Below are 26,612 nucleotides of genomic sequence, written 5' to 3'. Positions count from 1 at the left end.
AATCGCAATCGTCGCCGTAGTGGCGGCGATTGTTGCTGCTGTGCTCGGACTGACATCCTACATCGACAAAAAGCTCAATCAGAGCGCCGAGCAGCAGGTGGTCACATTCACCGAGCAAGCTGCGGCGAGCGTTGCTGATCGCATGTTCATGTCGCAGAACGCCATCGGCGCCTTCACCGTGCAGACGGCCGACCCCGAGCTGATCGTGCCGGCCCTCAAGAATTTCGAGGAACGCAACGGCTTCGAGTGCGCCGGCTTCGCCGACATGGACGGCAACGGAATCCGCTCGGACGGCTCGGCGTTCTCGGTCAGCGATCTGCCGGAACCCGAGACCGCGCTCTCCGAGGGCCGCGCCTCGTACTCGGGCACGTTCGCCAACGAGGACGGCGTGCGGGTGCGCCTGGCCCAAACGCCGCTGTACATCGGCGACGAGCAGGTGGGCGCGCTGTACGTGCAGGTGCCGCTCAGCCTGTTCTCCATGGCTCGCCAGCTGGACATGTTCGACGGCCGCGGCTACTTCATGCTGTTCGAGGGCTCCACCGGCGAGGTGCTGGTCCCGCCCACGGACGAGACGAAAACGCCGGTGTCCATCGGCACGTCGCTGTACGATTTCCTCAACGAGGCGTCGCGCTACCAGGACACCACGGCCATCACCGACGCTGCCGTCTCCACCGAGGCCGCCCTCCAGCTCATGCAATCGCGCTCGCAAAGCGACCTGTCCACGCTGCGCGATGTGGTGGAGAACAGGCAGACGGGGCTGCTCACGGCCACGGTGGACGGCAAGGCCAGCTACGTGTGCGTGGCACCGGTTGGGGAAGGGTACTGGTACGTATGCAACGTGGTGCCCGTCGAGAACGTGCGCGCCGAGGCGGCCGTGGTCACCACCACGTTCGAAGCGGTGTTCGCCATCATCTTCGCCTGCCTCGTGGCCGTGGGCCTGCTGGTGTTCGGCGCGTACCGTCGTCGGCTGCGCGAGCAGAACATCGCCATGCTCACGCAGCTGTACGAGGCGCTGTCCGACAGCATCGACATGGCGGTGAACCTGTACTCGCCCGCGGACGGAACCGTCACGCCCATCGTGGCGAAGGCGGAGCGCATCATCGGCTACCGCCTGGACGCCTTCCTGAAAAACGAGCGTCTGGCGGCCACCATCGACCTTTCTCCCGAAGGCGTGGCCCTGTTCGACCGCATCCGGTCGGACGAAACCAAGGGCTTCGAGCAAGGCGAGTTCTCGTTCCGCAGCAAGCAGACCGGCAAGGAAAGCTGGGCCTCCTACTCCGTCAAGCAGCTCACGTTCGAGGGGAAGCCGCAGCTGCTCGTGGTCATGCGCGACGTGACGGCTGACAAGGAGATCCAGCTGTCCATGAAGGACGCGATGGACGTCGCCGAGGCCGCTAACGCCGCTAAGTCCGAATTCCTCTCGCGCATGAGCCACGAGATTCGCACGCCGATGAACGTGATCATCGGCATGCTGCAAATCGCCCAGGGCAGCGTGGACGACCACGAGAAGGTGGCGGTGAGCCTCGACAAAATCGGCGCGGCTTCGGACCACCTGCTGGGGCTCATCAACGACGTGCTGGACATCTCGAAAATCGAGAACGGAAAGATGACCCTGGCCAGCGAGCCGTTCCGCCTGAGCGATCTGTTGTCGCACGTGACCGCCGCCATCCGCATGCAATGCGAGCAACGCGATCAGGAGTTCACCGTGAAGGTGCCCCCGTGCGCCGACGCCGTGTACGTGGGCGACGCGGTGCGCCTGAAGCAGCTGCTGCTGAACCTGTTGACGAACGCGGTGAAGTACACGCCCTGCGGCGGCCGCGTCCGGTTCGAGACGATGGTGTCGAAGGGCGCCGCTATGGGGTATCGCCAGGTCAGATTTATCGTGTCCGACAACGGCATCGGCATGTCCGAGGAGTTCAAGGCGCGCATCTTCGAGCCGTTCAGCATGGAGGGCCGTTCGCGCGAGCAGGGCACGGGCCTCGGCATGCCCATCGTGAAGAACATCGTCACCATGATGGCGGGCGATATCGTCGTCGAGTCGACGAAGGGGCAGGGCACCACGTTCACCGTGACGTTCAACCTGCGCATCGCGTTGGAGGCCGAGCGCATCGTGTTCGAGGAAGAGGAGGGCGTCGAGCCGGAGGACGTGCAGCCAGAGGTGCTGAGCGCGGCGGCTGCGGCGGCCCAGCTGCACGCCCGCGGCCGGCGCGGCGATCGCGCGTCGCGTCCCGTGTCGGCCTACGCGGCGCCCCTGCCGGGCGCGCCGCGTGCCCTCGACCGCACCGAGTTCGAGGGGCTGCGCGTGCTGCTGGCCGAGGACAACGACCTGAACGCCGAGATCGCTTGCGAGCTGCTGTCGGAAGCGGGGCTCGTGGTGGACCGCGCCGAGGACGGTGCCGAGGCGCTCGCCGCGTTCGAGGCGTCGCCGGCGGGCCACTTCGACGCGATCCTCATGGACGTGCAGATGCCGAACATGAACGGCTACGAGGCCACGCGGCGCATCCGCGCGCTCGACCGCGAGGACGCGCGCGTCATCCCCATCATCGCCATGTCGGCCAACGCGTTCGCCGAGGACGTGAACGCCTCGCTGGCCAGCGGCATGGACGCGCACCTGTCGAAGCCCATCGACATGCGCCGCGTGCTGGCCACCATCATCAAGTACGTCCGGAAGCGCTACGGAGGGTAGCTGCGAGCCGCATGCGGCCCTGCGGGTTGCCGACTTCGAGCTCCGAGAACATGCCGGGTGCGTGAAGGTGCGACGGGGCGTTGCGCCCGTGAGGTATACTGAAGAGATTACCGTATCCCATCGTGAAGGAGCGCGACTATGCTCGACATCAAATTTGTCCGCGACAACCAAGAAGCCGTCGCCGAGGCGATGAAGAACCGCCATGCTTCGTGGGACGCGTCGCGCTTCTCCGAGCTCGATGAGACCCGTCGCGCCGCCATCGCGAAGGAAGAGGCGCTGCAGGCCGAGCGCAACGCCACGTCGAAGTTGATCGGCCAGATGATGGCCGCCGGCCAGCAGGACGAGGCCGAAGCCGCCAAGGAGCGCGTGCGCGCCATCAACGACGAGCTGGCCGTCATCGGCAAGGATCGCGAAGCGGCCGACGAGGCCCTGCGCGAGCTGCTGCTGGGCACACCGAACATGCCGGCCGGCTCCACGCCCGTGGGCGACGACGAGGACGACAACCCCGAGGTGCGCCGCTGGGGCACGCCTCGCGATTTTGCCGCCGAGGGCTTCGAGATGAAGCCGCACTGGGACCTGGGCCCCGAGCTGGGCATCATCGACTTCGAGCGCGCGGTGAAGCTGGCCGCGAGCCGCTTCATCCTGTTGGGCGGCCTCGGCGCTCGCCTGGAGCGCGCCCTCATCAACTTCATGGCCGACACGCACGCATCGCGCGGCTACAAGGAATGGTGGTGCCCGGCCATGGCCAACGCCGAGACGCTCACCGGCACGGGCCAGCTGCCGAAGTTCGAGGAGGACCTGTTCCACACCACCGAGGGCCTGTACCTCATCCCCACGGCCGAGGTGCAGCTGACGAACATCCACGCGGGCGAGATGCTTGACGCCGGCCAGCTGCCGCTCAAGTACTGCGCGTTCACGCCGTGCTTCCGCGAGGAGGCGGGCAGCGCCGGCCGCGACACGCGCGGGCTCATCCGCGTGCACCAGTTCGACAAGGTGGAGATGGTGAAGTACGCCAAGCCCGAGGAGAGCTACGACGATCTGGAGGCCATGGTGGCCGATGCCGAGAACATCCTGCAGCTGCTGGGCCTGCCGTACCGCGTGATCAGCCTGTGCACGGGCGACATCGGGTTCTCGGCCGCCAAGACGTACGACCTCGAGGTGTGGCTGCCGTCGTACAACGGCTACAAGGAGATCTCGTCCTGCTCGAACTGCACGGACTTCCAGGCGCGCCGCGCGAACATCAAGTACCGCGACCCCGAGAACTTCAAGGGCTCGCGCTACGTGCACACGCTGAACGGCTCCGGCCTGGCGGTGGGCCGCACGATGGCCGCCGTCATCGAGAACTACCAGCAGCCCGACGGCACCATCAAGGTGCCCGACGTGCTGGTGCCTTACATGGGCGGCGTCGAGGTCATCGCGCCCGAGTAGCGGCAGGCGAATCGACCGGGACCGGCCAAGGACACGACCAGCGTGGCAACGAAGCGTAAACGAACCAGGGAATCGAATACCGCCGCATCCGTGACGGACGCCGCCAAGCCGGAGGCGTCCGGCCGCATCGCGCCGCGCAAGCGCACCGATGCGCCGCCGCCGAAGGCGAAGGGGCGCACGGGCGCCACGCCGCGCGTCGCCGGTGCGGCCGGGGCCGCGACGGGTGCCGGGGCGGATGCGGCTGCGAGCGCGGCCGACGCGTCGGCCGAGAGCGCGCGCGAGCGGCGGGAGCGTCGCGGGACGGCGGCGAAGCCGCGCAAGCGCCGCTGGCCGCTCGTCGTGACGGGCTCGGTGCTGCTGGTCATCCTGCTGGCGGTGGGCGGGTTCTCGTGGGACCGTTGGCTGCGCTACGACGACGCGCGCGAGTTCCTGGGCGAGTGGCAAACCCACGGCACCACCGCCGTCGTGGTCATCGACGGGGAAACCATCAAGCTCACCGAGGACGTGAGCTGGACATACACGCTGGATACGGGCGCGAAGACCATCGTGTTCACGTTCGGGAACATGGAAGGCTCCGGCCGCTACCGCTTCTCGCTCGACCGCTCGCAGCTGGTGATCACCGACGGCGACGGCTACTCGTGGCTCTCCACGCTGGCGGACGACATCGCCTGGCAGTTCGACCAGCTGGTGCGCGCGATACAGGGGCAGCCGCAGGAGGAGCCTCCGTCGGGCGACGGGTACACGGTGCTCGATCGCCTGTCGCACGATGCGGCGGCCACGCCGCAAACGGGCACGCCGGTGGAGCCCGACCCCGAGCCGGAGCCGACGCCCGACCCCGAGCCGACGACCGAGCCGGAAGCCACGCCCTCTCCCGAATCGAACCCCGAGTCCGAAACCACGCCGGAGTCCGATGCGGGATCGACGTCCGCGCCGGACGCCGCCCCCGAGTCCACGGACGCGGGCAAGAACGACGACGCCGGCACGTCGAGCGCCCCCAGCGGCGTGTTCGACGTGAGCGACCTGCCGGCGTGAGCGCCTGCGACACAGCCCCGCTCGCCATCGAGCGCCTCACCGTGCGCGCCGACCGCCTCGTGTGCGACGTAGCGCTGGCGCCCGGCACGCCGCACCGCACTTCTCCGCTGCTCATGGAGCGCGTATGCGCCGCGCATCCGCACGTGCCGCGCCATGCCTGCGTGAACGACGAGGGCGACACCTTCGCCGCGGTCATGAACGGCACGTCGCTGCCGCACCTGTTGGAGCACCTGGTCATCGACCTGCAAACGCAGGCCGCAGCCCAGCGGGACGCCGTGTTCGTGGGCACCACCGAGTGGACGGACGAGCGCGCGGGCCGCGCGCGCATCGAGGTGAGCTTCATCGATGATCTGGTCGCTTTGCGCGCTTTTCGCGATGCGATTGCGTTTCTCAACGCCGCGGTGGTACGCTGACGCCCATGACTTCGGCTCACCTGACATTCGACCAGACGGGCGAGAAAATCGCCGAACGCGTCACGAAGATGCGGTCCTCCGCCGTGCGCGACCTGTTCGCCGCGGCGTCGAACCCCGCCATCATCTCGCTGTCCGGCGGCATGCCCGACGTATCGCTGCTTCCTCAAGCCGCCATTCGCACGGCCACGCACGCGGCCTGCGACGACGAGCGCGCGGTGGCGTTGCAGTACGGCTCCACCGACGGTCGTGCGGAGACGAAGCGCGTGTTCTGCGACCTCATGCGCGACATCGGCGTGCGCGCCAAGCCCGAGAACGTCATGATCACCTCGGGCGCGCAGGAAGCGCTCGACCTCATCGCCAAGACGTTCGTGAACCCGGGCGACATCGTCCTGGCCGAAGGCCCCACGTACCTGGGAGCGTTGCAGGCGTTCAGCGCCTACGAGCCCGATATCCGCTGCATCCCGTTCGACGACGAGGGTATGCGGATGGACCTCCTGGAGGCTGAGTTGCAGCGCATCGGCGCGGGCAACCCGCAGCTCAAGTTCCTCTACACCATCCCGAACTTCCAGAACCCCGGCGGCGTGACCATGGCGCCCGCGCGGCGCAAGCGCCTGCTGGAGCTGTCCGACGAATACGGGTTCATGGTGGTGGAAGACGATCCCTACGGGCGCCTGCGCTACGACGGCGGCCACGTGCTGCCCCTCAAGGCGCTGTCCGACGACGTCATCTACCTGGGCACCGTGTCGAAGGTGTTCGCGCCCGGCCTGCGCACCGGCTGGATTGTGGCGCCGAAGCACGTGCTGGCGAAGATCAACCTCGTCAAGCAGGGAACCGACCTGTGCGGCAGCGCGTTCAACCAGGTGGTGGTAGAGCACTACTTCACCGACACCCCGTGGCAGAAGACGCTGCAGACGTTCGTCGAGACGTACCGCGAGCGGCGCGATGCCATGCTGGCCGCGCTCGAGGAGCATTTCCCGCCCGAAGCGACGTGGACGCGTCCCGAAGGCGGCTTCTTCGTGTGGGTGACGCTTCCCGGCTACGTGGACACGGGTTCCATGCTGAGTGCGGCCCTGGACCGAGGCGTGACCTACACGCCCGGCGACGGCTTCTTCCCCGACGGCACCAGCGGCAAGAACAGCATGCGCATCGCGTTCTGCTACGAAAGCCCCGAGAACATCGCCGAAGCGGTGCGCCGCCTCGCCGCCGTCATCGAGGAGCGCCTCGGGCTCTACCGGGCCTTCCTGGAAGCCGGAGCGATCAAACCCGAATAGCGTCCCTAGCACCCCTAGCACCCCTAGCATCCCTAGCGTCCCAAAGGAGTACCCCATGAAAGTTGCAGTGTTGATGGGCGGCAGCTCGTTCGAGCGCGAGTTTTCCCTGGCCAGCGGCAAGAACGTGTGCGCCGCACTCGAGGAGGCGGGCCACAAGGTGGTGCCGCTCGACACCACGTCCGACCTCGTCCCCACGCTGCGAAGCGAACGTCCCGACGTGTGCTACAGCGCCCTGCACGGCAAGCACGGCGAGGACGGCACCATCCAGAGCCTGCTCGAGTTCGTGGGCATCCCCTTCGTCGGCTCGCCCTCCAGCGTGTGCCAGCGTGCCTGGAACAAGGATTCCATGCACTCCGAGATGGCCGCCTATCGCGCCATCACCGGCGACGAGCCGGTGGCGTACTGGCCGCAGGGCCTCTACATCGCGCGCGATGCGTTCAAGGACATGGGCGCCGCGACGGCTCTCGACCTGGTGGAAGACCGCGTGATCGGCGGCTATCCCGTGGCGGTGAAGCCCGCGCACGGCGGCTCGGCCTTGGGCGTGCATCGCGTGGACTCCGTCGACGATCTGGGCGAAGCGGTGCTCGACGCGCTGTCGTTCGACGACGCCGTGGTCATCGAGCAGTGGATCGAGGGCGTGGAGCTTGCCGTGTCCGTGCTGGGCTCCGGCTGGGACGCCTACGCGCTGCCGCCGGTGGAGGTGGTCGCGAAGCGGGGCCTGTACGACACGACCGCCCGCCTCACGCCGGGTGCGGTGGAGTACCACGCGCCCGTGCGCCCCGCGTCGCTGTCGAACGACGAAGCCGACGCCCAGGCCATCCGCGCCGAAATCGAGCGCGCCGCCCTCGAGGTGTATCGCGCCTACCAGGTGCGCGACCTCGCGCGCATCGACCTCATATGGGACGGCGCCCAGGCGCGCGTCTTCGAGGTGAACGTGTCGCCCGGCATGACCGAGACGTCGCTGTTCCCGGCTGCCTGCGAGGCTGCCGGGCTGTCGTTGCCCAGCGTCCTCAACGAGCTGGTCAGCCAATACGCATAGGAGTTGAAGGAAACCGCTTGTTCGGTAGCCGCCGAAGCCGCCGTGCTACAATGGCCGCAGAACCGGTTCGAAGCTGAGGGGGACGCGTCATGGGAAGATCGGGCGGAGGAGGCAGCGGCGGCTCGTCGGGAGGCGGGCGTTCGTCGGGCGGATTCTCCGGTGGAGGACGTTCCTCCGGCGGCTTCTCGGGCGGGTCGCGCGGCTCCGGCGGCAGAAGCCGCTTCAGCGGCGGCTCGGGCGGCTCGAGCGGATCGAGCGGCGGCGGCTTCGGCTCGGGAGGCGGCGGAGGCTTCCGCCTGCCCTCCATCATGCCCATCATCATCAACGCGACGCGCAGCGAGCGTCGGGACGAGCGCTACGAAGCCCCGCCCGCTCCTGCGCCCGATCCCGCTCCCGCTCCCGTAGCTCCGCCCGCGCAACAGGTGCCCCAGGCGCCCTCGGCGTATCCCAACCAGTACCAGGTTCCGTATCAAAACCAGCCCACGAGCGTGCCGCCCACCGCGGCGTCCGGCACGCCTCCCACCGCGACGCCCCCTGGGCAGCAGCCCTCGTCCAGCGCGCCCAAGAGGAAGGGCCCCGGCTGCCTGATCGTCGCCATCGTCCTCATCGTCATATTCGCGGCGACCGCCTTCTCGACCGTCCTCGACGATCGCAACGGGGTCGACGCGTACGGCAACAAGGTCGTCGTACGCGAGGCGCTTCCCTCGTCGGCCACGACGGAAACCGACTACTACACCGACGAGGACGGCGACTGGATTCGCAGCGACCGCAAACTCGAAGACGGTCTGCGCTCGTTCTACCGCGCGACGGGCGTGCAGCCGTACGTGTACATCCTGCCGAACGGGTCCTCCACGTCCACGTCCGAGCTGCGCGGCATCGCGGAAGAGCGCTACGACCAGCTGTTCTCGGACGAGGGCCACTTCCTGTTGGTGTTCTGCGACGACGGCGACGGCTCGTTCAACTGCGGCTACACGATGGGATCGGACGCGCGTGCCGTGATGGATACCGAAGCCGTGGACCTGCTGGGCGACAACCTCGACCGGTACTACAACGACCGCTCCCTCAGCGAGGAGGAGATTTTCTCCAAGGCGTTCTCCGATACGGCTGACGAGATCATGAAGAAGCCCCACGATTCCGGGGACACCGTTGTGGGTGCTGTCCTGATCATCGTGCCGCTCGCTGCCTACGTCGTGTATTGGTTCGTGCGCCGCCGCCGCGAAGATCGCGAGCGCCAGCGGGCGTACCAGGAGGAGCTGCTGCGGACGCCCCTGGAGAAGTTCAGCGACCAGAGCATCGAGGATCTGGCCGAGAAGTACGAGCAGTCCGACCAAAAGGAACAGCCTCGCGACGGTGCGGGGAGCACGATACAACCTTAGAAGAGGAGAACAACGATGGGCATCCTGGACCGATTCACCGACATTGTGAAAGCGAACATCAACGAGCTGCTCGACCGGGCGGAAGACCCCGCCAAGATGATCGACCAGTACCTGCGCGATCTGACCGACAACCTGGCCGAAGTGAAGCAGGAGACGGCCGGCGTGATGGCGGAAGAGGCGCGCACGAAGCGCCTCGCGGACGACTGCGCCGCCGACATGGAGAAGTACGACGGCCTGGCCCGCAAGGCGCTGCAAGCCGGCAACGAGGACGACGCCCGCGCGTTCCTCGCCAAGAAGCAGGAGCTTGAGGCGAAGGCCGCCGGTCTGCGGGCCACGTACGAGGCCGCGCACGAGAACGCCTCCAAGATGCGCCAGATGCACGACAAGCTGGTGGACGACATCGAAGAGCTGAAGGGCCGCCGCGAGGGGATCAAGGCCAAGGTTGCCGTGGCGAAGACCCAGGACAAGGTCAACGAGTTCACCTCGGGCGCCGACAAGGCGGAGGGCGCCATGAGCGCCTTCGACCGCATGGAAGCCAAGGCCGACCAGATGCTCGACCGCGCGAACGCCATGAACGAGCTGAACCAGCAGCCCGTCGATACGGCGGCCGAGCTCGAGGCGAAGTACGCGAACGCGGGCAGCGACGCGGCGGTGGACGAGGAGCTGGCGAAGCTCAAAGCCGATATGGGTTTGTAGGACAATCGGCGAGCAACGAAACGGCAGCAAAATCGTAGAGCGCTCGTGTTTTCCCTCATGGGGGCAGGCGGGTGCCCCTATAATGGACGGACAGACAAACATCCCGAAGGAGGCCGTCATGGGCAACAAATTTGGAGCATTTTTGGCTGGTGGGTTGGCCGGCGCGGTTGTCGCGCTGCTGTACGCCCCCCGGTCTGGTCAGGAAACGCGCGCTATGGTCACCGATAAGATGAACACGGCGTGGGGCGAGGCGCAGGAGCTGGGCTCCCAGGCCAGCGCCAACGTGCAGCATGCGTACCAGGATGCCACGTCCAAGGGTCAGGAAGTGGTGCAGGACGTGGCCGCGAAGGGCCAGGAGCTATACGGCCAGGCGTCGCAGCGCGTGCAGGAAGCCGCCGACAACATCAAGCCGGCGTTCTCGCAGAAGAACGACGAGCTGCGCGACAAGATCGAAGCGGCGCGCCAGCGCATCGCTTCGCAGGTTGCCAAGAACGCCGAGCAGGCGCACGACGCGGTGAGCGACACCATCCCCGTGGCGGCCGACACGGCGCATGACGCCGTCGACAAGGTCGAGGACAAGGCGCAGGACGTGGCCGACACGGTGAAGGACAAGGCCGAAGACGCTGCCGACAAGATCTCCGGCGACGACAAGTAACCAAACGCATTCATCACGAAGCGGCGAGGCAGGTGACGAGAGCGCAAGCTCCGCACCGCTCGCCGCTTCCTGAGTATTCGACAGACAACGGCGCTGGGGGGCCGCGGTGCGAGCCGCGGCAAATGCGCAGGTTGCCGAGTGGAGAAGAAGGTCATGGCAAGCAAACTCATCACCACGCATGAGCTCACGGGCGTTCGCGTCGTGGGCGGCAAGAACGGCACGAAGCGCATCGGCAAGGTGCGCCGTTTCGTGTTCCATCCGAAAGAGAAGCGCTGCATCGGATTCATCGTGAAGCGCCCCGACCTGCTGTGGATGTTCCGCCGCAAGGACAAGTTCGTGTCCATCGAGGGCTACGACATCGTGGACGGCCGCATCGCCATCCGCGACGTTCCCGAGGCTACCGACAAGGCCGCATGCAAGGCGCTGGGCGTCAACTGGGACGACTGCGTGCTGTGGGTGGGGCTTCCCGTCATGACCGAGGACGGCACGTCGCTGGGCATGGTGGGCAACGTCACGTTCAACCGCATCACCGGCGCGGTGGACACGTTCGACACCGATTCCGGCGCCACCGCCAACGCGCTGCTGGGCAAGCGCACCATTCCGGCCGATCTCGTCAGGGGGTTCCGCCGCGGCATGGGCGTGGCGCTCGCGCAGGTGGGCGCCGAAGGTCGCGAGACCGACGAGGTGGTGCTGGGCGCGATGCTGGTGGACGATGCGGCGAAGGATCTCGTGGCGGAAGGCGGCGTCGCCGAGAAGGCGGGCGCGGCCACGGCCGTGGCCGTCGACAAGGTGCACACCACGGTGGACAAGGCGAAGCCCGTGGTCAGCGAGGCCGCCAAGAAAACCGGCGAAGTGGTGAACAAGGGCGCGTACGCCACGGGCAAGCAGATCGCCGCCACGAAGGGCATGTTCTCCGGCTTCAAGGAGGAGTACGACAAGGCGCGCGGCACCAAGCCCGATTCCGACGACCAGGCGCTTGCGGCGCCGGACGAGGTTGAGGCCGAGGACGCTGCCGAAGACGTTGCCGTGCCCGCGAAGCCCAAGACGACGACCGCGCCGAAGAAAAAGACGACGACCGCCAAGAAGCCTGCGCCCAAGAAGAACATGTTCGCAGCCTTCAAAGAGGAGTATGACAAGGCCCGCCACGATGACTGACGAGAAAAAACCCGGCCGTAAAATCGAAAAGGCCGACATCTTCAAGTTTGCCGGCCTCATCGCGTTCTTCGCCATCATGGTGCTGATCGTGGTGCTGCTGTGGCCGTACTTTGGCGACCTTTTCGAGGAGGGCGGCATCGAGCGCATCATCACCGACGTGCGCGATGCGGGGCCCGTCGGGTTCCTCATCCTGCTGGGATTGCAGTTCTTGCAGATCGTCGTGGCGTTCATTCCCGGCGAGGTCGTGCAGATCGCGGCCGGTCTGCTGTACGGCCCGTGGGTCGGCGCGCTCGTCATTCTCGTGGGGTGCGTCATTTCCAGCGCGTTCATCTTCGCGCTCGTGCACAAGCTGGGCGCGCCGTTCGTGCAGAGCATGGTGCCCACGCAGTACCTCAACAAGTTCCGCAAGTTCGAGCTGACCGGCAAGCTCAACATCGTCGTGTTCGTGTTGTTCCTGATCCCCGGCTTGCCGAAGGACGTGTTCACGTACCTCGTGCCGCTGACGGACATGCGGATGCGCACGTTTTTGCTGCTGTCGAACGTGGGGCGCATCCCGGGCATCGTCGTGTCCACGTACGCGGCCGACGGGTTGGCCGACGGACGTCTCATGGAGAGCGTGATCATCTTCGCGGTGGCGGCCGTGATCGCCGTGCTGGGCATCGTGTTCCGCGAGCGCATCATGAAGCTGCTCGAGAAGCATTCGGATAAGAAGAACTAGGTGCGATCAGGCTTTTCGTCAGCATCTTCCCATACCTTAAGAAATACTGAACGACGTTTACGGTATTGTGACGAAACCGTCTCGCGCGCCTCGGCGCGCACTACTATGGCGATAAAGGATACCGACGCAGAAACGCAGGATGAGAGGTAGGTCCTTATGGCCACCAACGAACCTTTGAATAGCGCAGCGGACGAGGTTGCCGCTGCTGAAGCGGAGCTCAAGGCCGCTCAGGAAAAACTGGAAGCCGCGAAGGCGAAGCTGGCCTCGACGTCCGACGATGCGTGCGTTGTCGAAGGCGAGACGGTAGCCGCCGTGGTCGTCGACGAGGCGACGGGCGAGGTCGAGGCCGTCGTGGTCGAGGACGTGGCGGTCGTCTCGTGCGACGCGGAACCCGCGTGTGCGGAGGAAGCGTCGGCTGAGGCCGTGGCGCCTGTCTCGGCTGCGGCCGCGAAGCCTGCCGAGCCGGCCGAACCGGAGCCTGCTTGGGTGCCGTACTCGACGGCTCCGGCGACTGCCCCTGCCCCTGCGGCTGCAACCGCCCCGCAGGCTGCCCCGACGCAGCCCCTGCCGGCTGACGCCTCCGCCGCGACCGCCGCTCCCGCGCAGCCCGCGGGCGCAGCCCCGGCCGCCGGCCAGCCCGCGCCCGGCTACTATGCCGCTCCCGGTTACGCCGCGCCGCAGACGCCGCCGCACGCCGGCCCCGGCGCCGTGCCGCCGCAGCAGCCCTACTACGGCTACCAGCAGCCGTATTACCAGCAGCCGTACAGCCAGCCCATGGTCACGACGAAGGATCACGTGGCCGCCGGCCTGCTTGCCATCTTCCTGGGCGCGTTCGGCATCCACAAGTTCTACCTGGGCTACAACACCGCCGGCTTCATCATGCTGGCCGTCACCATCATCGGCGGCGTGCTGACGTTCTCGCTGGCGTCGTGGGTGATCTGGGTCATCGCCATCATCGAGGGCGTCCTGTACCTCACGAAGTCCCAAACCGAGTTCGAGCAGATCTACGTGCTGAACAAGCGCGAGTGGTTCTAGTTCTGTTCCGCGGGCCTGCCGGCCCGCGGAACCGCCCTCGCTGACTCACTACGCCAACCCGCGAGCCCACCCTCGCGCTGCGCGCGAGGCGCAGGTCGCTTCGCTCCTGCGCGCCCCAACCTGCGAGCCCCTTATGCGCCCTGCGGGCGCATGGGCGGGTCGCTTCGCTCCCGCCCCGGTGTCGCCCGGCATCTCCATCCCGTGTTCGCGCTGCGCGCGAGGGGCGGCTCCTGCGGAGCGCGCCCTTTTCGCGCTGCGCGCGAACGGATGTTTCACGTGAAACATCCGAATCCACCCACGGCCGATCGCGAGCCGACGGCGCCCTGCCACGCGGATGTGGGCGCAAAAGGGCAGCCATGACAATTTCGGGCGGGATTTCAGGTCGCCTGCTCGAGATTGTCCGAAACGCATTCGGCATATGCCCAGGTCGCAAGATCCCTGGTGCAGCTGCAACATGAGTTCGCCGCAGGTAACATTGTCAGGGCTGCCCTTTTGCGCCCACGTTTCAGCGGGGGAACGCTCGTCCGAAGCGAAGCACGAACGGATGTTTCACGTGAAACATCCCGCGCCCTCGTCCCCCGAGGTTCTGCGTCTGTCGCGTGCCCTTGTTCGCGCTTCGCGCGAATCGGCGGCTCGTTCACGGGTTTTTCAGTGAAACGGAGCGCCCCGCTTCCCTTTTTCGCTAGAATGTCCCTATCGATAAGGCGTTGAGCCTCATCCGTTGAGTTGGATCCTATAAGGAGGAAACCATGCCCAAAATCACTCGTGACCAGGTGAGGGTGCCGGCCGACGTCATGCCGGAATCCCGTGACGAGTACATCGAGAACTTCATGAAGGCAACCCGCGGAACGGGCCGTCTCATGCTGTTCGCGTGCGATCAGAAGATCGAGCACCTCAACAAGGACTTCTACGGTGAGGGCATCGACATCGCCGACGCCGAGCCGCAGCACCTCTTCGAGATCGGCCGCCAGGGCGTGTGCGGCGTGTTGGCTGGCCAGCGCGGCCTTATCGCGCAGTACGCCGCCGACTATCCCGAGATCAACTATCTCGTGAAGATGAACTCCAAGACGAACATCGTGGGCGGCAGCCAGGACGACCCCTATTCGCCGCAGCTCTACGATTTGGACGCCGTGCTGGCCATGCGCGAGGCGGGCGTGAACATCGTGGGCATCGGCTACACCATCTACCTCGGCAGCGAGTACGAGTCCACCATGATGGCCGAGGCCGGCGAGCTCATCGCCCAGGCCCACGCCAACGGCCTGCTGGTCGTGCTGTGGATCTACCCGCGCGGCAAGGCCGTCAAGGCCGAGAAGGACCCGGCGCTCATCGCCGGCGCGGCGGGCGTGGCCCTGTGCCTCGGCGCCGACTTCGTGAAGGTGAACCCGCCGAAGCCCGAGGACGGCACCGCGCCGGCCGAGGCGCTCAAGATCGCTACGATGGCGTCCGGCCGCACGGGCCTCGTGTGCGCCGGCGGCTCGACGGTCGACGCCGAGACGTTCCTCACGCAGCTGTACGACCAGATCCACACCGGCGGCGCCGTGGGCAACGCCACCGGCCGCAACATCCACCAGCGCTCGCTGTCCGAGGCGGTCCGCCTGACGAAGGCCATCAGCGCCATCACGCTGGCCGACTACTCCGTGGAGGACGCTCTCGACGTCTTCAACGGTGACGAGGACTTCTCGCTGTAAAACAGCGAGTTCCACGCAGCCGCGCATCCCGACGGGCCCCTCATCGAGGGGCCCGTCGTGCGTCCACCCCAAAATGTTTCACGTGAAACATCCGTTCGACCCGCTTGACGCGTACCCATGCTCGCCGGATGCAGCTTCGCGCCACCCGCGGTTCCTCCGGATGCGCGAGGAAACGACGACGCGGTCGAAGAGGGCGCGACGGACCCGCGGACGCGATCCGTCCCGTCGCGCGCGGTGCGTCAGACGGCCTCGCGCCTCGCCGTCTGCCGCTCGCGGGCTCACGCTGCCGCTCGCCTGCCGCAGCCGTTGGGGGATTGTTGCGCCCTGCCCCTAGCGCCCCTCCTCATTAAATGGTACTATAAACGTAACATATAAGAACAAGCAACAAACGCAGTAAGGAGTGCGGTATGGAAGCGGTTATGGACACGACGAACCCGATGGGCGATATGGTTGTGAACGACCGGCTGACCGTTGACGGCGTGAACGTATTGGTGGGCTACACCAACGAGAACGACCAGCATGTGACCGAGGCGGAGATCCGCGCCTACCTCGAGCGCGGCGCGCTGCAGCATCCGAACAGCGCCGTGACCGGCCTCGCGCTGCTGGTGGACGGCGAGGACGTGGGCATTCGCTACGAGCTGGCGCCCGTCCCGTTCGATCGCATCCGTCGCATCACGGGCTATCTTGTGGGGACGATGGATCGCTGGAACGACGCGAAAACGGCCGAGGAGTCCGATCGCGTGAAGCACGGCGTCTATCGCGAAGATCGCGTCCCCACGTGCGCGAGCGGCCGTTAGCGCGAGCCCGGCTTTGTAAAATCTTCTGTTCGTTACCGGGCTGTGGCCGCGAGGTCACGGCCCGTTTCGTATACTACTACCTATGACATCAGAGAAAAACACCGACGCGCGCGAAGAACGCGAAAGCGCTCCTCGCGAAGAAACGCCGCCCGCCTGCCTGAGCGGCGATCCCACCTGCTCGCCTACCGAGCGCATCCTCGAGCCGGAAGTGCGGCGCCACCACCGGCGCAAGCGCAAGCTGCTCGAGTTCACGCACTCGTCCACGCGCGCGACCATGCTCATGCTGGCCGCGGCCGTGGCGGCGCTCATCATCGAGAACACGCCGGTGCTGCCGTACTTCGCCGAATTCTGGCACTCGTTCAACATCGGCATCTCCCTCGGCGACTTCGCGCCGCACCTCTCGCTCGAGCACTTCATCAACGACTTCCTCATGGCCATCTTCTTCCTGCTGGTGGGCCTCGAGATCAAGTTCGAGATGACGGCGGGCGAGCTCAAGAACCCGCGCAAGGCGCTGCTGCCCATCCTGGGCGCGGCGGGCGGCGCCATCGTCCCGGCGCTCGTGTACACGGCGGTGAACGTGGGCAGCGGGTTCGAGCAGGGTTGGGGCGTCCCCATGGCGAACGATATCGCGTTCTGCCTGGGCATCCTCGCGCTGCTGGGCAGCCGCATCCCGGCGGGGCTGCGCTCGTTCCTCTCGACGCTCACCATCGCCGACGACATCATCGCCATCATGGTGATCGCCATCTTCTACACCGCGAACCTCGACGTGGCGTGGTTGGCCGGCGGCTTGGGCCTGTTCGCCGTGCTGCTCGTGTTCAACCGGCTGCACATCTACGATCTGCTGCCCTACATCCTCGTGGGCCTGGGGATGTGGGTGTGCTTCCTCATGTCGGGCGTGCACGCCACCATCGCTGGCGTGCTGATGGCGCTTGCCATCCCGGCGCGCTCGCAGGTGAAGCTCGACCGCGCTCCGGGCTGGTTCGCCGCACGCGCGCGCCGCGCCGACGACCGCTACGATCCCGGCGAGCCCGACATCGTGCAGAAGGAGTACCTGTCCGAGGTGGCCGAGATCGGCCGCGTGTCGCGCCTGTCCATCCCGCCCATCACGCGCCTCGACCACCGCCTGCACATCCCCGTGTACTTCTTCATCCTACCGCTGTTCGCGTTCTCGAACGCCAGCGTGGTGCTGACGGGCATGGACCCGCTGTCCATCATCACGAACCCCGTGACCATCGGCGTGTTCTGCGGCCTGCTGTTCGGCAAGCCGCTCGGCATCTTCCTGGCCACGTGGCTCACTGTGAAGCTGAAGCTGTCCGACCTGCCGTACGGCGTGAACTGGGGCCATATCGCGGGCGTGTCGGTGCTGGGCGGCGTGGGCTTCACCATGGCCATCTTCGTGACGAACCTCGCGTTCGTCGATCCGAACATGATCGCCATGGCGAAGGCGGCCATCTTGGCGGCGTCGCTGATCGCCGGCATCGCGGGATTCTTCATCCTGCGCGCCGTGACCGACGAGGAAGATCTGGAGGAGACCGTATGAACAAGGTGAGGATCACCGTGCTCAAGACGACGCTCGACGAGGAGCTGGCGGCCGAGTTCGGCGTGGAGGGCCTCAAGGCGTGCCCGATGCTCGAGGCCGGCCAGGTGTTTCAAGCCGACTACGCGAAGCCCGAGGGCTTCTGCGACGAGGCGTGGAAGGCCATCTACCAGTACGTGTTCGCGCTGGCGCACGGGGTGGGCCAGGACGGCGGCCTGTTCTATTACGGCGACTGGATTCGCAAACCGGGCGTGGCCGTGTGCAGCTGCAACGACGGCCTGCGACCGGTTATCTTCAAGCTGGAAGCCACGGGCGAGGAATCGGCCCTCGACTACGAGCCGGTGCGCTAGCCTATCTTCGGCGTGGACGCGGCGGGTGCGGGCAGCTCGGCCGTGCAGTGCGGGCAGCGCGTGGCGCCTTCGTTCACTTCTTCCAGGCAGAACGGGCAGTGGGGCGCTTCCATCTCCTCGGCGTGCTGGCCGCGGGTGGTCAGCGTGCGCGCCTTGTTCAGGGCCTTCACGATGAGGAACACCACGAACGCGATGATGAGGAACTGGATGACGGCGTTGATGAAGTTGCCGTACGTGAACGCGGCGGCATCGGGGCCGTCGCCCAGGGGGATCTTCATGTCGGAGAAATTGATGCCGCCCGTCACCAGCGAGATGATCGGCATGATGAGGTCGCTCACCACCGAGTTCACGATGGCGGTGAACGCGGCGCCGATAACCACCGCCACGGCCAGATCCATGACGTTTCCCTGGTTGATGAACTCCTTGAACTCCTCGAAGAACTTTTTCATAGTGTGCCTTTCTTGCGTGCTTGCAGGGGCGGAGGTTCGCGTCCGCCGCAGGATAGGATCAGTATAGAGGCCGTCGTGCTAGAATGCGATTCACTCACGATTTGGTTGACTGTTCGGTGCCGAGCGCGGGACGGCGATAGCGAGAGAGGCCTTTATGACGAAGATCTTTTCATACACGCAACCGATCGAAGCCGATATCGTCGACGCGTACTGCGTGCTGCAAAAAGGCTTCACCGACCAGTTCGTCTACTATCGCAAAGACCGCCCCGTCCGCTTCATGGGCATGGGGCGCTGCATCGCGCTGCCCACGCTCGACGGCGTGGAATGCGAGCTTGAAGGCCCCGCCGACCAGCAGCCCGTCTTCTTCTCGTTCAACCGCTTCGACGCCGAGAACCCCGCGCCCAGCGACGAGCTGTTCGAGGCGTTCCCGCGTTTGAAGTTCATGCTGCCCGAAGTGGTGCTCGTCGAGGACGAGCGCGGGGCGTACTTGCAGGTGAACTCGCTGAGCCAGGTGTACCCCGGCCGCATCGAGCGGTTCGCGCGCCAAGCGCTGGGCGCGCCGCGCCGCAGCCGCCGCACCATCCCCTTCAAGCTGAAGCCCGACCCGCGCCCCGTGTGGCGCGCCAATGTGGAGCGGGCGCTCGATGCCATCGAGCGGGGCCGCATCAGCAAGGTGGTGCTGTCGCGTCGCCAGCGCCTCGAGGCGTTCGAGCCGTTCTCGTCGAAGGATTTGCTGGTGAACCTCATCGACGGACCCGCGCGCGGCACCGTGCTGCTGTACCGCTACGCCGACGTGTTCTTCTGCGGCTGCACGCCCGAGCTGCTCGTGCGCAAGCGCGGCAGCGAGGTGGAGAGCATGTGCCTGGCGGGCACGTGCCCCGCCGGTTCCAGCGAGGATGAGCGCGCGCGGCTGGCCGACGAGCTCATGGCCGACGCGAAGAACCGCGCCGAGCACGACTACGTGGTGCGGTTCATCCGCGAGGTGTTCCACCGCACGTGCTACGACGTGGAGGTTCCCGAGGAGCCGGGCATCCTGCCGCTCACGCACGTGCAGCACCTGTGCACGCCCGCGAGCGCGCGCATGCTGGAGGGCGTCGATCTGTGGACGATGAAGGACGATCTGCATCCCACGCCGGCCGTGGCCGGCACGCCGGTGGGCGAGGCGCAGATGCTGATCAGGAGCATCGAGTCGTACAACCGCGGGTTCTTCGCCGGCGCGTGCGGCTACGTGGACGGCGCGGGCAACGGCGAGTTCTCGGTGGCGCTGCGCACGGGCGTGTTCGATGGCGAAGTGGGCTGGGTGTACGCGGGCTGCGGCATCGTGGCCGGCAGCGTGGCCGACGACGAGTACGACGAGAGCGGCATGAAGCTGAAAACCGTGCTGTCGGCGTTCGACGGCGAAGAGGTTGCGGACGGGGGTGCGCGATGAGGGCCGATCCTACGGCGAGCGCCCTGTTCCTGGGCGCGTTCTTCGACGAGCTGGAGCGTTGGGGCGTGCGCGACGTGGTGGTGAGCCCCGGATCGCGCTCGACGCCGCTTGCCATGGTGGCCTACGAGCTGTCGCGCCGCTTTCCCGAGCGCCTGCGGCTGTTCGTGGACGTTGACGAGCGCGGTGCCGCGTTCTTCGCGCTGGGCTTGGCGAAGGCGAGCGGGCATCCTGCGGCCGTCATCTGCACGTCCGGCACGGCGGTGGCGAACTACTACCCGGCCGTGATGGAGGCCGAGTCGTCCCGCGTGCCGCTCATCGTGCTGACGGGCGACCGCCCGGCGCGGCTGCAAGGCCTGGGCGCGCCGCAAACGTGCGACCAGCTGAACGCATACGGCGCGCATGTGCGCGCGTTTCGCCACATGCCCGAGCCCGCCGCGGATGCGGCCACCCTCGCGTTCGCGCGCCAGGCGGCGCGCGAGGCGTGCATCGCCGCAGGCGGGGAGCTTGCGGGCTCCGCGAGAGAGCCGCGCATCGCGGGCGCCTGCCTGGGCGGCCCCGTGCATCTGAACTTCCCGTTCGACGAGCCGCTCAAGCCAGACTTGCACGTCGAGAGCTTGTTCGAGGCCGGGCGCGGCATGCAGCACGCGTTGCCCGACCTGCGGATGGCGTACCCGCCGACGTACTTCGATCCCGTCGATGCCGCGCGCATGCTCGATATGCTGCGCGGGCGGCGCGTGCTCGTGGTGGCGGGCGAGGGGTCGTGTGCGACGGCGGGCGAGGCGAACGCGCTGCTGGCCTGGGCCGAGTCGTTCGAGTACCCGCTGCTGGCCGATCCGCTGTCGGGCCTGCGCACCACGTCGGACGCGCTCGTCGTCGACCACTACGACACCGTGCTGGCCGCGCCGACCGAGGCGCTGACGCCCGAGGTGGTCATCCGCTTCGGACGCTACCCGGTGTCGAAGCGCGCCACGACGTTCCTCGCGTCCGCAGACGCCGTTAACATCGTGGTGGACCCGCTGGAGACGCGCGATTTCAACTGCGCGACCGACCTACATCTACGCTGCACGCCGCTCGACTTGTCGCAGACGCTGCTCTCGGCGATGCGCGGGCTCGCGCGCGAAAGCATCATGAGCGACCGGCAGCATGCGTTCGCAACGGCCTGGTTGGGCGCGAACGCCGAGGCGGGCCGGCGCATCGAGGCGGTCGGCGCGGTGGAGTGCGGTTTCGAGGGAGCGTTCGTGCGCCGCGTGGTGGAGCGCGCCCCCGAGGGATCGTGCCTGTTCGCGGCCAACTCGATGAGCGTGCGCGCCCTCGACACGTTCTACCCGAAGGGCGACAAGCGGCTGACGGTGTTGTGCAACCGCGGGCTGAACGGTATCGACGGAACCGTGTCGACGGCGCTCGGCGCGGCGCAGCGATTCGAGCAGACGACCCTGCTCACGGGCGACTTGACGCTGCTGCACGACCTGAACGCCCTCGCGCTGCAGCGCGAGCTGCGCGTGCAGGTCGCGCTGGGCGCGCCGCCGTGCAGCATCGTGATCGTGCTGCTGAACAACAACGGCGGCGGCATCTTCGACATGCTTCCGCAGCGCTCGGACGACCCGTACTTCGAGCGGCTGTTCCTCACGCCGCAAGACGTGGAGTTCGGGGCGGCCGCGCAGGCATTCGGCGTGCCGTATCGCCTGGTGGAGAACGTGGATGCGTTCGACGCGGCCTACGGCGAAGCGCTCGGCGTGCCGGGCATCTCGCTCGTCGAGGTGCGCGTGCCTCTCGAGGGCCTCCCCGAGCGCTACGCCCCGTACTGGTCGTAGGCGGCGAGGAAGAGATGCGCGCTGCGCGGTTGCGCCGGCTTTCGGAGGTTCCGACGGCTGAATCTGGCACAAAATCACGGTTTGGGCGAAAGAATCCGAACGCGGAAATGTGCGACCTGGGCATATGTCTGCGCCTTCGCCTCGTTTCGGCGAATTTGAGGTCGAATGTCTGCCCAAACCGTCAATTTGTGCCAGATCCTGGGTTTGCGACCGAGCGCTCTCGCTTGCGTCGTTGCGCGGCGAGGAGTCGGTGATGCGCGCGGTCGACACGCGCCGGTTCTCGTGCGGCGGAACCGTGTACGCCTACCGCGTCTGGGCGCCCGCGCCCGCCGCGGGCCGCGCCACGCCCCCCGCGCCCGACGCGCCCTGCGTCGCGCCCGTCGCCCCGCGCGTCGTGCCTGCCCCCCTCGTCTTGCTGCACGGGTTCGCGCAGAGTGCGGCGTCGTGGGACGCCGTGGCGCGCGCATTCGCGGATGCCGGCCGCCCGGTGTACGCGCTCGACCTGGCGGGCCACGGCGCAAGCGAGCGCCCCGCCGACCCGCGCGCCTACGCGCTGGACGCGCAGGCCGACGCGCTGCTCGCCCTCGCCCACGCGCTCGCAGCTGAGGCCAACACACGCCCCGCGATCCTCGGCTACTCGATGGGCGGCCGCGTGACGCTCGCCGCGCTGGCCCGCGACCCGCACGCGTTCTCCGCGGTCATCCTGGAAGCGGCCGGTTTCGGCCCCGCCACGCAGGCCGAGCGCGACGCCGCCGCCGAGCGCGACGCGGCCTGCGCCGCCCGCCTGCGCGCCGACGGCCTCGAAGCGTTCATGGACTTCTGGGAGCAGCTGCCCCTGTTCGCCAGCCAGCGTGACCTGCCCTCCAATGCGCGCGCCCGCCTGCGCGCCGGGCGCTTGGCGAACGACGCCGAGGCCCTCGCGCGCACGTTCGAGCACGCCGGCCAGCACGTCATGCCCGCCCGCGCGACGACGCTCGCAACGCTGGGGAGCCTGCGCGCCAGCGGCACGCCGCTGCTCTACCTGGCGGGCGAGCGCGATGCGAAGTACCGCGCCCTCGCGGCGCAGGCGGCCGAGGTGGCGGGCGCGACCGTGCGCATCGTGCCCGGCGCGGGCCACAACGCGCACCTCGAGGCGCCCGCGGCGTTCGTGAACGAAGCGGCATCGTTCCTCTCTGCCGAACGGGTATAATGACCCGATGAGCAAGCGCGGGCGCGCGGAAGCGCGCGAGGCGCACAAGGAACAGGAGGCACCATGGCCGATCTCGAAGGTGGAACAACCCTTTCCCTCGACCGTCATCTGGGCGCGTCGGACACCGCCGAGGCGATCAAGTCGTACACGGAGATCGAGATCCCCGAGAGCCTGCGCGACAACCTCATCCTGTTCCTCCGCATGGAGCGCAAGGTGCTCAAGGAGTACGACCCCGCCATCTGCGCCCTCTTCGACCGCTTGTTCAACAGTGTGATCAGGGCGAACGAAGGCAACCCGGGCACCGTCGCGGCGGACGAGCCCACGGACGCCCAGGGCATCCCCACGGCGGACACCGACGGCGCGCGGGCGTTCCGCGAGGCCGTCGAGCTCATCGACGCGCTGCCGGTGGATCAGGCGCAGGTGGTGGTGCGCGCGTTCACGTCGTTCTTCCACCTGGCGAACCTGTCCGAGGAGAACTACCGTGTGGAAACGCTGCGCGAGCTGGAACGCAACGTGTCGATAGAGTCGGCGGTGGACACGTCCAACGAGCTGGTGGTGGCGTACGGCCGCCTGTTGGACGAGGTCGGCCCCGAGCGCACGGCCGAGCTGCTGGGCCGTCTGGAATTCCATCCCGTGTTCACCGCGCATCCCACGGAGGCGCGCCGCAAGGCGGTCGAGGGCAAGATCCGCCGCATCGCCGCGTTGCTGGACGAGCATCCCCGCCTGGGCGGGTCGGCCCTCCTGGAGAACGAGCGCCACATGCTGCAGGAGATCGACGCGCTCGTGCGCACCTCGCCCACCGAGCTGAAGAAGCCGACGCCCCTCGAAGAGGCCGATACCATCATCGACATCTTCGACAGCACGCTGTTCGACACGGTGCCGCAGGTGTACCGCCGCTTCGACGACTGGGTGCTGGGCGAGGCCGCCGGCAGCGTGCCGCCCGTGTGTCCGGCGTTCTTCCGCCCGGGCAGTTGGATCGGGTCGGATCGCGACGGCAACCCGAACGTCACCGCGAAGGTGTCGCGCCGGGTGGCGGCGAAGTACTTCGCGCACGTGGTGTCGAAGCTGGCCGAGAAGTGCCGCAGCATCGGGCGCAACCTCACCCTGGAGTCGCGGCACACCGCGCCATCGGACGAGCTCATGAACCTGTGGAGCCAGCTCGTCGAGGTGAGCGAGACGCTGACGGGACGCGTGGCCGACGACCTGGGCTTCGAGCCGCATCGCGCCGTCATGCTGGTGATGGCCGCGCGCCTCGAGGGCACCGTGGCGCGCAACGCCGACATCATGTACCTCACGCCCGAGGACCTGCTGGCCGACCTGCGCACGGTGCAGGACTCGCTCGCGCGCGCCGGCGCCGCGCGCGCCGCGTACGGCCCCGTGCAAACGCTCATCTGGCAGGTGGAGACGTTCGGGTTCCACCTGGTGGAGATGGAGTTTCGCCAGCATTCGCTCGTGCACGAGCGCGCGTTGGACGACATCCGCGCCCACGGTGTGCGCGGCAAGCTCGACCCCATGACGCGCGAGGTGCTCGACACGTTCCGCGCCATCGGCGCCATCCAGAAGCGCTACGGCCAGAAGATGGCACGGCGCTACATCGTGTCCTTCACCAAGAGCGCCCGCCACATGGCTGACGTGTACGAGCTGGCCGAGCTCGCGTTCTCCCACGCGCAGGACGTGCCCGAGCTAGACGTGATCCCCCTGTTCGAGCAGTTGGAGGACCTGGAAAACTGCGTCGCCGTGCTGGACGAGATGCTGCAGCTGCCGCCCGTGCAGCGCCGGCTGGCGCAGACGGGGCGGCGGATGGAGGTCATGCTGGGCTACTCGGATTCCTCGAAGGACGCGGGCCCGGTCACGGCCACGCTCGCGCTGCACTCCGCGCAGGAGCGCATCGCGCGCTGGGCCGAGGAACGCGGCATCGACGTCGTGCTCATGCACGGTCGCGGCGGCGCGGTGGGTCGCGGGGGCGGCCCGGCCAACCGCGCGGTGCTCGCGCAGCCGAAGGGGTCGGTGAACTGCCGGTTCAAGGTGACCGAACAGGGCGAGGTCATCTTCGCGCGCTACGGCAACCGCTCGCTTGCGCTGCGCCACATCGAAAGCGTGGCGGCGGCGACGCTCATGAGCTCCGCGCCGTCGGTGGAGCGCGTCAACACCGAGGCCACCGCGCGCTTCGCCGACGCGGCCGCGCGCCTGAACGAGGCCGCACATCAGCGCTACCTGGACCTGCTGCACACGGACGGTTTCGCGCCGTGGTTCTCCACCGTCACCCCGCTGGCCGAGGTGGGCTTGCTGCCCATCGGCAGCCGTCCCGCCAAGCGCGGCCTGGGCGCCCAGTCGCTCGACGACCTGCGCACCATCCCGTGGGTGTTCTCGTGGTCGCAGGCGCGCATCAACCTGGCCGCGTGGTACGGCCTGGGCGCCGCGTGCGAGCAGCTGGGCGACCTGGAGCTTTTGCAGCGCGCGTATCGCGAGTGGCCCTTGTTCCGCACGTTCGTCGACAACGTGGAGATGTCCATCGCCAAGACCGACGGGCGCATCGCGAAGATGTACCTGGCGCTGGGCGATCGCGACGATCTGGCCCAGGCGGTGTTCGACGAGATGCAGCTGACGCGCTCGTGGGCGCTGGCCATCGTGGGCGACGAGTGGCCGCTCGAGCACCGTCGCGTGCTGGGCTGCGCCATCCGCGTGCGCAACCCCTACGTGGACGTCCTGTCGCTTGCGCAGGTGCGCGCGCTGCGCGTGATCCGCGGCCAGCAGGAAGAGCTGTCGAACGAGGCCAAGGCCGAGTACCTGGCGCTCATCCTGGCCACGGTGACCGGGGTTTCCGCCGGCTTGCAGAACACGGGGTAGCGCCTGATTCAACCTTTGGCGAAAGTTCCCCTCACTTTTCGGAGAAATTTTGCTATGAGGTGCGAAAACACGCGATACGCGGTACTATAGAAGCATCTAGTTGGAGACCCCCTTCTATACACGGCGCACTCGCTTCGTCGGGCGCGCGACGAAAGGACGGCCATGGGCGACATCGCGTGGCAGGCGGGCAAGGCATACCGCGAGATCATCTACGAAACAGCAGGCGGTATCGCCAAGATCAGCATCAATCGCCCCGAGCGACGCAATGCGTTCACCCCGCTCACCGTCAACGAGCTGTACGACGCCTTCAGCGAGGCGCGCGACGATGCCAGCATCGGCGTCATCATCCTCACCGGCGTCAACCACGGCGGCCGTCACGAGGACGAGGCGTTCTGCTCGGGCGGCGACCAGAAGATCCGCGGCAACGGCGGCTACGTGGGCGAGGACAACATCCCGCGCCTCAACGTGCTGGACCTGCAGCGCCTCATCCGCGTGGTGCCCAAGCCCGTCATCGCCATGGTGAACGGCTACGCCATCGGCGGCGGCCACGTGCTGCACATCCTGTGCGACCTCTCCATCGCGGCCGAGACGGCCAAGTTCGGACAGACGGGCCCGAAGGTGGGCAGCTTCGACGCGGGGTACGGCGCGGGCTACCTGGCCGATATCGTCGGCCAGAAGAAGGCGCGCGAGATCTGGTACCTCTGCCGCCAGTACTCGGCGGCCGAGGCGCTTGAGATGGGCCTCGTGAACAAGGTGGTGCCGTTCGAGGAGCTGGAGGCGGAATGCGTCGCGTGGGCGCAGGAGATGCTGCAGTTCAGCCCCACGGCGCTGCGCTTCATGAAGGCGTCGTTCAACGCGGCGACGGACGGCCTGGCCGGCATCCAGCAGCTCGCCGGCGACGCGACGTTGCTGTACTACACCACCGACGAGGCGAAAGAGGGCCGCGACGCGTTCAAGGAGAAGCGCGCCCCCGACTTCACCCAGTTCCCCAAGTTTCCCTAGGATCGAAGG

General features: G+C 67.4%; 22 protein-coding genes. 21 read left to right on the top strand and 1 reads right to left on the bottom strand.

All coding sequences use genetic code 11. The annotated features are described in order from the left end of the window. Window positions 1-40 precede the first annotated feature (40 nt). The 16 genes from GS424_RS17150 (at window position 41) to GS424_RS17075 (ending at window position 17,876) form a co-directional block, all read left to right on the top strand. The gene (locus GS424_RS17150) at window positions 41-2,686 is read left to right on the top strand and encodes a PAS domain-containing hybrid sensor histidine kinase/response regulator (protein ID WP_244977607.1); all 2,646 of its coding nucleotides are present in this window, start codon (window positions 41-43) and stop codon (window positions 2,684-2,686) included. 138 nt (window positions 2,687-2,824) lie between these two features. Then, window positions 2,825-4,114 (top strand): serine--tRNA ligase, encoded by a 1,290-nt coding sequence (gene serS, locus GS424_RS17145; RefSeq protein WP_160940928.1) that lies wholly within the window; start codon window positions 2,825-2,827, stop codon window positions 4,112-4,114. A 42-nt stretch (window positions 4,115-4,156) separates the two neighbouring features. Beyond that, entirely contained in the window at window positions 4,157-5,146 is a 990-nt protein-coding gene (locus GS424_RS17140) for a hypothetical protein (RefSeq protein WP_244977606.1), read from the top strand. After that, entirely contained in the window at window positions 5,143-5,559 is a 417-nt protein-coding gene (locus GS424_RS17135) for a cyanophycin synthetase family protein (protein ID WP_160940929.1), read from the top strand. The genes GS424_RS17140 and GS424_RS17135 overlap by 4 nt, the downstream gene beginning before the upstream one ends. 5 nt (window positions 5,560-5,564) lie before the next feature. After that, entirely contained in the window at window positions 5,565-6,830 is a 1,266-nt protein-coding gene (locus GS424_RS17130; RefSeq protein ID WP_160940930.1) for an aminotransferase-like domain-containing protein, read from the top strand. Window positions 6,831-6,885: 55 nt separating this feature from the next. Continuing rightward, a complete protein-coding gene (locus GS424_RS17125) occupies window positions 6,886-7,869 on the top strand; it encodes a D-alanine--D-alanine ligase family protein (RefSeq protein ID WP_160940931.1) in 984 nt (327 codons plus the stop codon). Between the two features lie 89 nt (window positions 7,870-7,958). Continuing rightward, entirely contained in the window at window positions 7,959-9,245 is a 1,287-nt protein-coding gene (locus GS424_RS17120; RefSeq protein WP_160940932.1) for a hypothetical protein, read from the top strand. 15 nt (window positions 9,246-9,260) lie between these two features. Then, on the top strand, window positions 9,261-9,941 hold the full coding sequence (locus GS424_RS17115; RefSeq protein WP_160940933.1) for a PspA/IM30 family protein: 681 nt from the start codon (window positions 9,261-9,263) through the stop codon (window positions 9,939-9,941). A 118-nt stretch (window positions 9,942-10,059) separates the two neighbouring features. Further along, window positions 10,060-10,596, top strand: a complete 537-nt coding sequence (locus GS424_RS17110; RefSeq protein ID WP_186939008.1) for a YtxH domain-containing protein — start codon at window positions 10,060-10,062, stop codon at window positions 10,594-10,596. 153 nt (window positions 10,597-10,749) lie between these two features. After that, window positions 10,750-11,751 carry a PRC-barrel domain-containing protein gene (locus tag GS424_RS17105; protein WP_160940935.1) on the top strand — a complete coding sequence of 334 codons (1,002 nt, stop codon included), beginning with the start codon at window positions 10,750-10,752 and terminating at the stop codon, window positions 11,749-11,751. Further along, the gene (locus GS424_RS17100) at window positions 11,744-12,469 is read left to right on the top strand and encodes a TVP38/TMEM64 family protein (RefSeq protein ID WP_235904798.1); all 726 of its coding nucleotides are present in this window, start codon (window positions 11,744-11,746) and stop codon (window positions 12,467-12,469) included. Before GS424_RS17105 ends, GS424_RS17100 begins: the two co-directional genes overlap by 8 nt. A 156-nt stretch (window positions 12,470-12,625) precedes the next feature. Continuing rightward, window positions 12,626-13,504: a TM2 domain-containing protein gene (locus GS424_RS17095; RefSeq protein ID WP_160940936.1), complete on the top strand. Its 879-nt coding sequence runs from the start codon at window positions 12,626-12,628 to the stop codon at window positions 13,502-13,504. Between the two features lie 749 nt (window positions 13,505-14,253). Further along, complete coding sequence (locus tag GS424_RS17090) at window positions 14,254-15,192, top strand: beta/alpha barrel domain-containing protein (RefSeq protein WP_154332488.1); 939 nt, start codon at window positions 14,254-14,256, stop codon at window positions 15,190-15,192. A 407-nt stretch (window positions 15,193-15,599) separates the two neighbouring features. Beyond that, window positions 15,600-15,989: an anaerobic ribonucleoside-triphosphate reductase gene (gene nrdD / locus GS424_RS17085; protein WP_160940937.1), complete on the top strand. Its 390-nt coding sequence runs from the start codon at window positions 15,600-15,602 to the stop codon at window positions 15,987-15,989. An 82-nt stretch (window positions 15,990-16,071) separates the two neighbouring features. After that, window positions 16,072-17,529 (top strand): Na+/H+ antiporter NhaA, encoded by a 1,458-nt coding sequence (nhaA, locus tag GS424_RS17080; RefSeq protein ID WP_244977605.1) that lies wholly within the window; start codon window positions 16,072-16,074, stop codon window positions 17,527-17,529. Next, the gene (locus tag GS424_RS17075; protein ID WP_160940938.1) at window positions 17,526-17,876 is read left to right on the top strand and encodes a TIGR04076 family protein; all 351 of its coding nucleotides are present in this window, start codon (window positions 17,526-17,528) and stop codon (window positions 17,874-17,876) included. The genes nhaA and GS424_RS17075 overlap by 4 nt, the downstream gene beginning before the upstream one ends. Here the strand turns inward: GS424_RS17075 and mscL are convergent. Then, the gene (mscL, locus tag GS424_RS17070) at window positions 17,873-18,325 is read right to left on the bottom strand and encodes a large conductance mechanosensitive channel protein MscL (RefSeq protein WP_160940939.1); all 453 of its coding nucleotides are present in this window, start codon (window positions 18,323-18,325) and stop codon (window positions 17,873-17,875) included. The genes GS424_RS17075 and mscL overlap by 4 nt on opposite strands. Before the next feature lie 154 nt (window positions 18,326-18,479). On the opposite strand from mscL, the gene GS424_RS17065 reads away from it, so the two are divergent. The 5 genes from GS424_RS17065 to menB all read left to right on the top strand — a co-directional run bounded on the left by GS424_RS17065 (window position 18,480) and on the right by menB (window position 26,603). Beyond that, complete coding sequence (locus tag GS424_RS17065) at window positions 18,480-19,754, top strand: isochorismate synthase (RefSeq protein WP_160940940.1); 1,275 nt, start codon at window positions 18,480-18,482, stop codon at window positions 19,752-19,754. Beyond that, a complete protein-coding gene (gene menD / locus GS424_RS17060; protein WP_160940941.1) occupies window positions 19,751-21,565 on the top strand; it encodes a 2-succinyl-5-enolpyruvyl-6-hydroxy-3-cyclohexene-1-carboxylic-acid synthase in 1,815 nt (604 codons plus the stop codon). Before GS424_RS17065 ends, menD begins: the two co-directional genes overlap by 4 nt. 253 nt (window positions 21,566-21,818) lie before the next feature. Next, a complete protein-coding gene (locus GS424_RS17055) occupies window positions 21,819-22,754 on the top strand; it encodes an alpha/beta fold hydrolase (RefSeq protein ID WP_160940942.1) in 936 nt (311 codons plus the stop codon). Window positions 22,755-22,817: 63 nt separating this feature from the next. Further along, window positions 22,818-25,601, top strand: a complete 2,784-nt coding sequence (locus GS424_RS17050; RefSeq protein ID WP_160940943.1) for a phosphoenolpyruvate carboxylase — start codon at window positions 22,818-22,820, stop codon at window positions 25,599-25,601. 162 nt (window positions 25,602-25,763) lie between these two features. Continuing rightward, window positions 25,764-26,603: a 1,4-dihydroxy-2-naphthoyl-CoA synthase gene (menB, locus tag GS424_RS17045; protein WP_160940944.1), complete on the top strand. Its 840-nt coding sequence runs from the start codon at window positions 25,764-25,766 to the stop codon at window positions 26,601-26,603. Window positions 26,604-26,612 lie beyond the last annotated feature (9 nt).

It is taken from the genome of Eggerthella guodeyinii, from assembly GCF_009834925.2.
Lineage (GTDB): Bacteria > Actinomycetota > Coriobacteriia > Coriobacteriales > Eggerthellaceae > Eggerthella > Eggerthella guodeyinii.
This window is presented reverse-complemented; position numbering and strand designations above follow the sequence as displayed.

What these genes read in the sequence shown, in the direction of transcription:
- serS (WP_160940928.1), top strand. Translation starts at nt 2,825, where the DNA reads ATGCTCGACATCAAATTTGTCCGCGACAACCAAGAAGCCGTCGCCGAG.
- GS424_RS17130 (WP_160940930.1), top strand. Translation starts at nt 5,565, where the DNA reads ATGACTTCGGCTCACCTGACATTCGACCAGACGGGCGAGAAAATCGCC.
- GS424_RS17125 (WP_160940931.1), top strand. Translation starts at nt 6,886, where the DNA reads ATGAAAGTTGCAGTGTTGATGGGCGGCAGCTCGTTCGAGCGCGAGTTT.
- GS424_RS17120 (WP_160940932.1), top strand. Translation starts at nt 7,959, where the DNA reads ATGGGAAGATCGGGCGGAGGAGGCAGCGGCGGCTCGTCGGGAGGCGGG.
- GS424_RS17115 (WP_160940933.1), top strand. Translation starts at nt 9,261, where the DNA reads ATGGGCATCCTGGACCGATTCACCGACATTGTGAAAGCGAACATCAAC.
- GS424_RS17110 (WP_186939008.1), top strand. Translation starts at nt 10,060, where the DNA reads ATGGGCAACAAATTTGGAGCATTTTTGGCTGGTGGGTTGGCCGGCGCG.
- GS424_RS17105 (WP_160940935.1), top strand. Translation starts at nt 10,750, where the DNA reads ATGGCAAGCAAACTCATCACCACGCATGAGCTCACGGGCGTTCGCGTC.
- GS424_RS17100 (WP_235904798.1), top strand. Translation starts at nt 11,744, where the DNA reads ATGACTGACGAGAAAAAACCCGGCCGTAAAATCGAAAAGGCCGACATC.
- GS424_RS17095 (WP_160940936.1), top strand. Translation starts at nt 12,626, where the DNA reads ATGGCCACCAACGAACCTTTGAATAGCGCAGCGGACGAGGTTGCCGCT.
- GS424_RS17090 (WP_154332488.1), top strand. Translation starts at nt 14,254, where the DNA reads ATGCCCAAAATCACTCGTGACCAGGTGAGGGTGCCGGCCGACGTCATG.
- nrdD (WP_160940937.1), top strand. Translation starts at nt 15,600, where the DNA reads ATGGAAGCGGTTATGGACACGACGAACCCGATGGGCGATATGGTTGTG.
- nhaA (WP_244977605.1), top strand. Translation starts at nt 16,072, where the DNA reads ATGACATCAGAGAAAAACACCGACGCGCGCGAAGAACGCGAAAGCGCT.
- GS424_RS17075 (WP_160940938.1), top strand. Translation starts at nt 17,526, where the DNA reads ATGAACAAGGTGAGGATCACCGTGCTCAAGACGACGCTCGACGAGGAG.
- mscL (WP_160940939.1), bottom strand. Translation starts at nt 18,325, where the DNA reads ATGAAAAAGTTCTTCGAGGAGTTCAAGGAGTTCATCAACCAGGGAAAC.
- GS424_RS17065 (WP_160940940.1), top strand. Translation starts at nt 18,480, where the DNA reads ATGACGAAGATCTTTTCATACACGCAACCGATCGAAGCCGATATCGTC.
- menD (WP_160940941.1), top strand. Translation starts at nt 19,751, where the DNA reads ATGAGGGCCGATCCTACGGCGAGCGCCCTGTTCCTGGGCGCGTTCTTC.
- GS424_RS17055 (WP_160940942.1), top strand. Translation starts at nt 21,819, where the DNA reads ATGCGCGCGGTCGACACGCGCCGGTTCTCGTGCGGCGGAACCGTGTAC.
- GS424_RS17050 (WP_160940943.1), top strand. Translation starts at nt 22,818, where the DNA reads ATGGCCGATCTCGAAGGTGGAACAACCCTTTCCCTCGACCGTCATCTG.
- menB (WP_160940944.1), top strand. Translation starts at nt 25,764, where the DNA reads ATGGGCGACATCGCGTGGCAGGCGGGCAAGGCATACCGCGAGATCATC.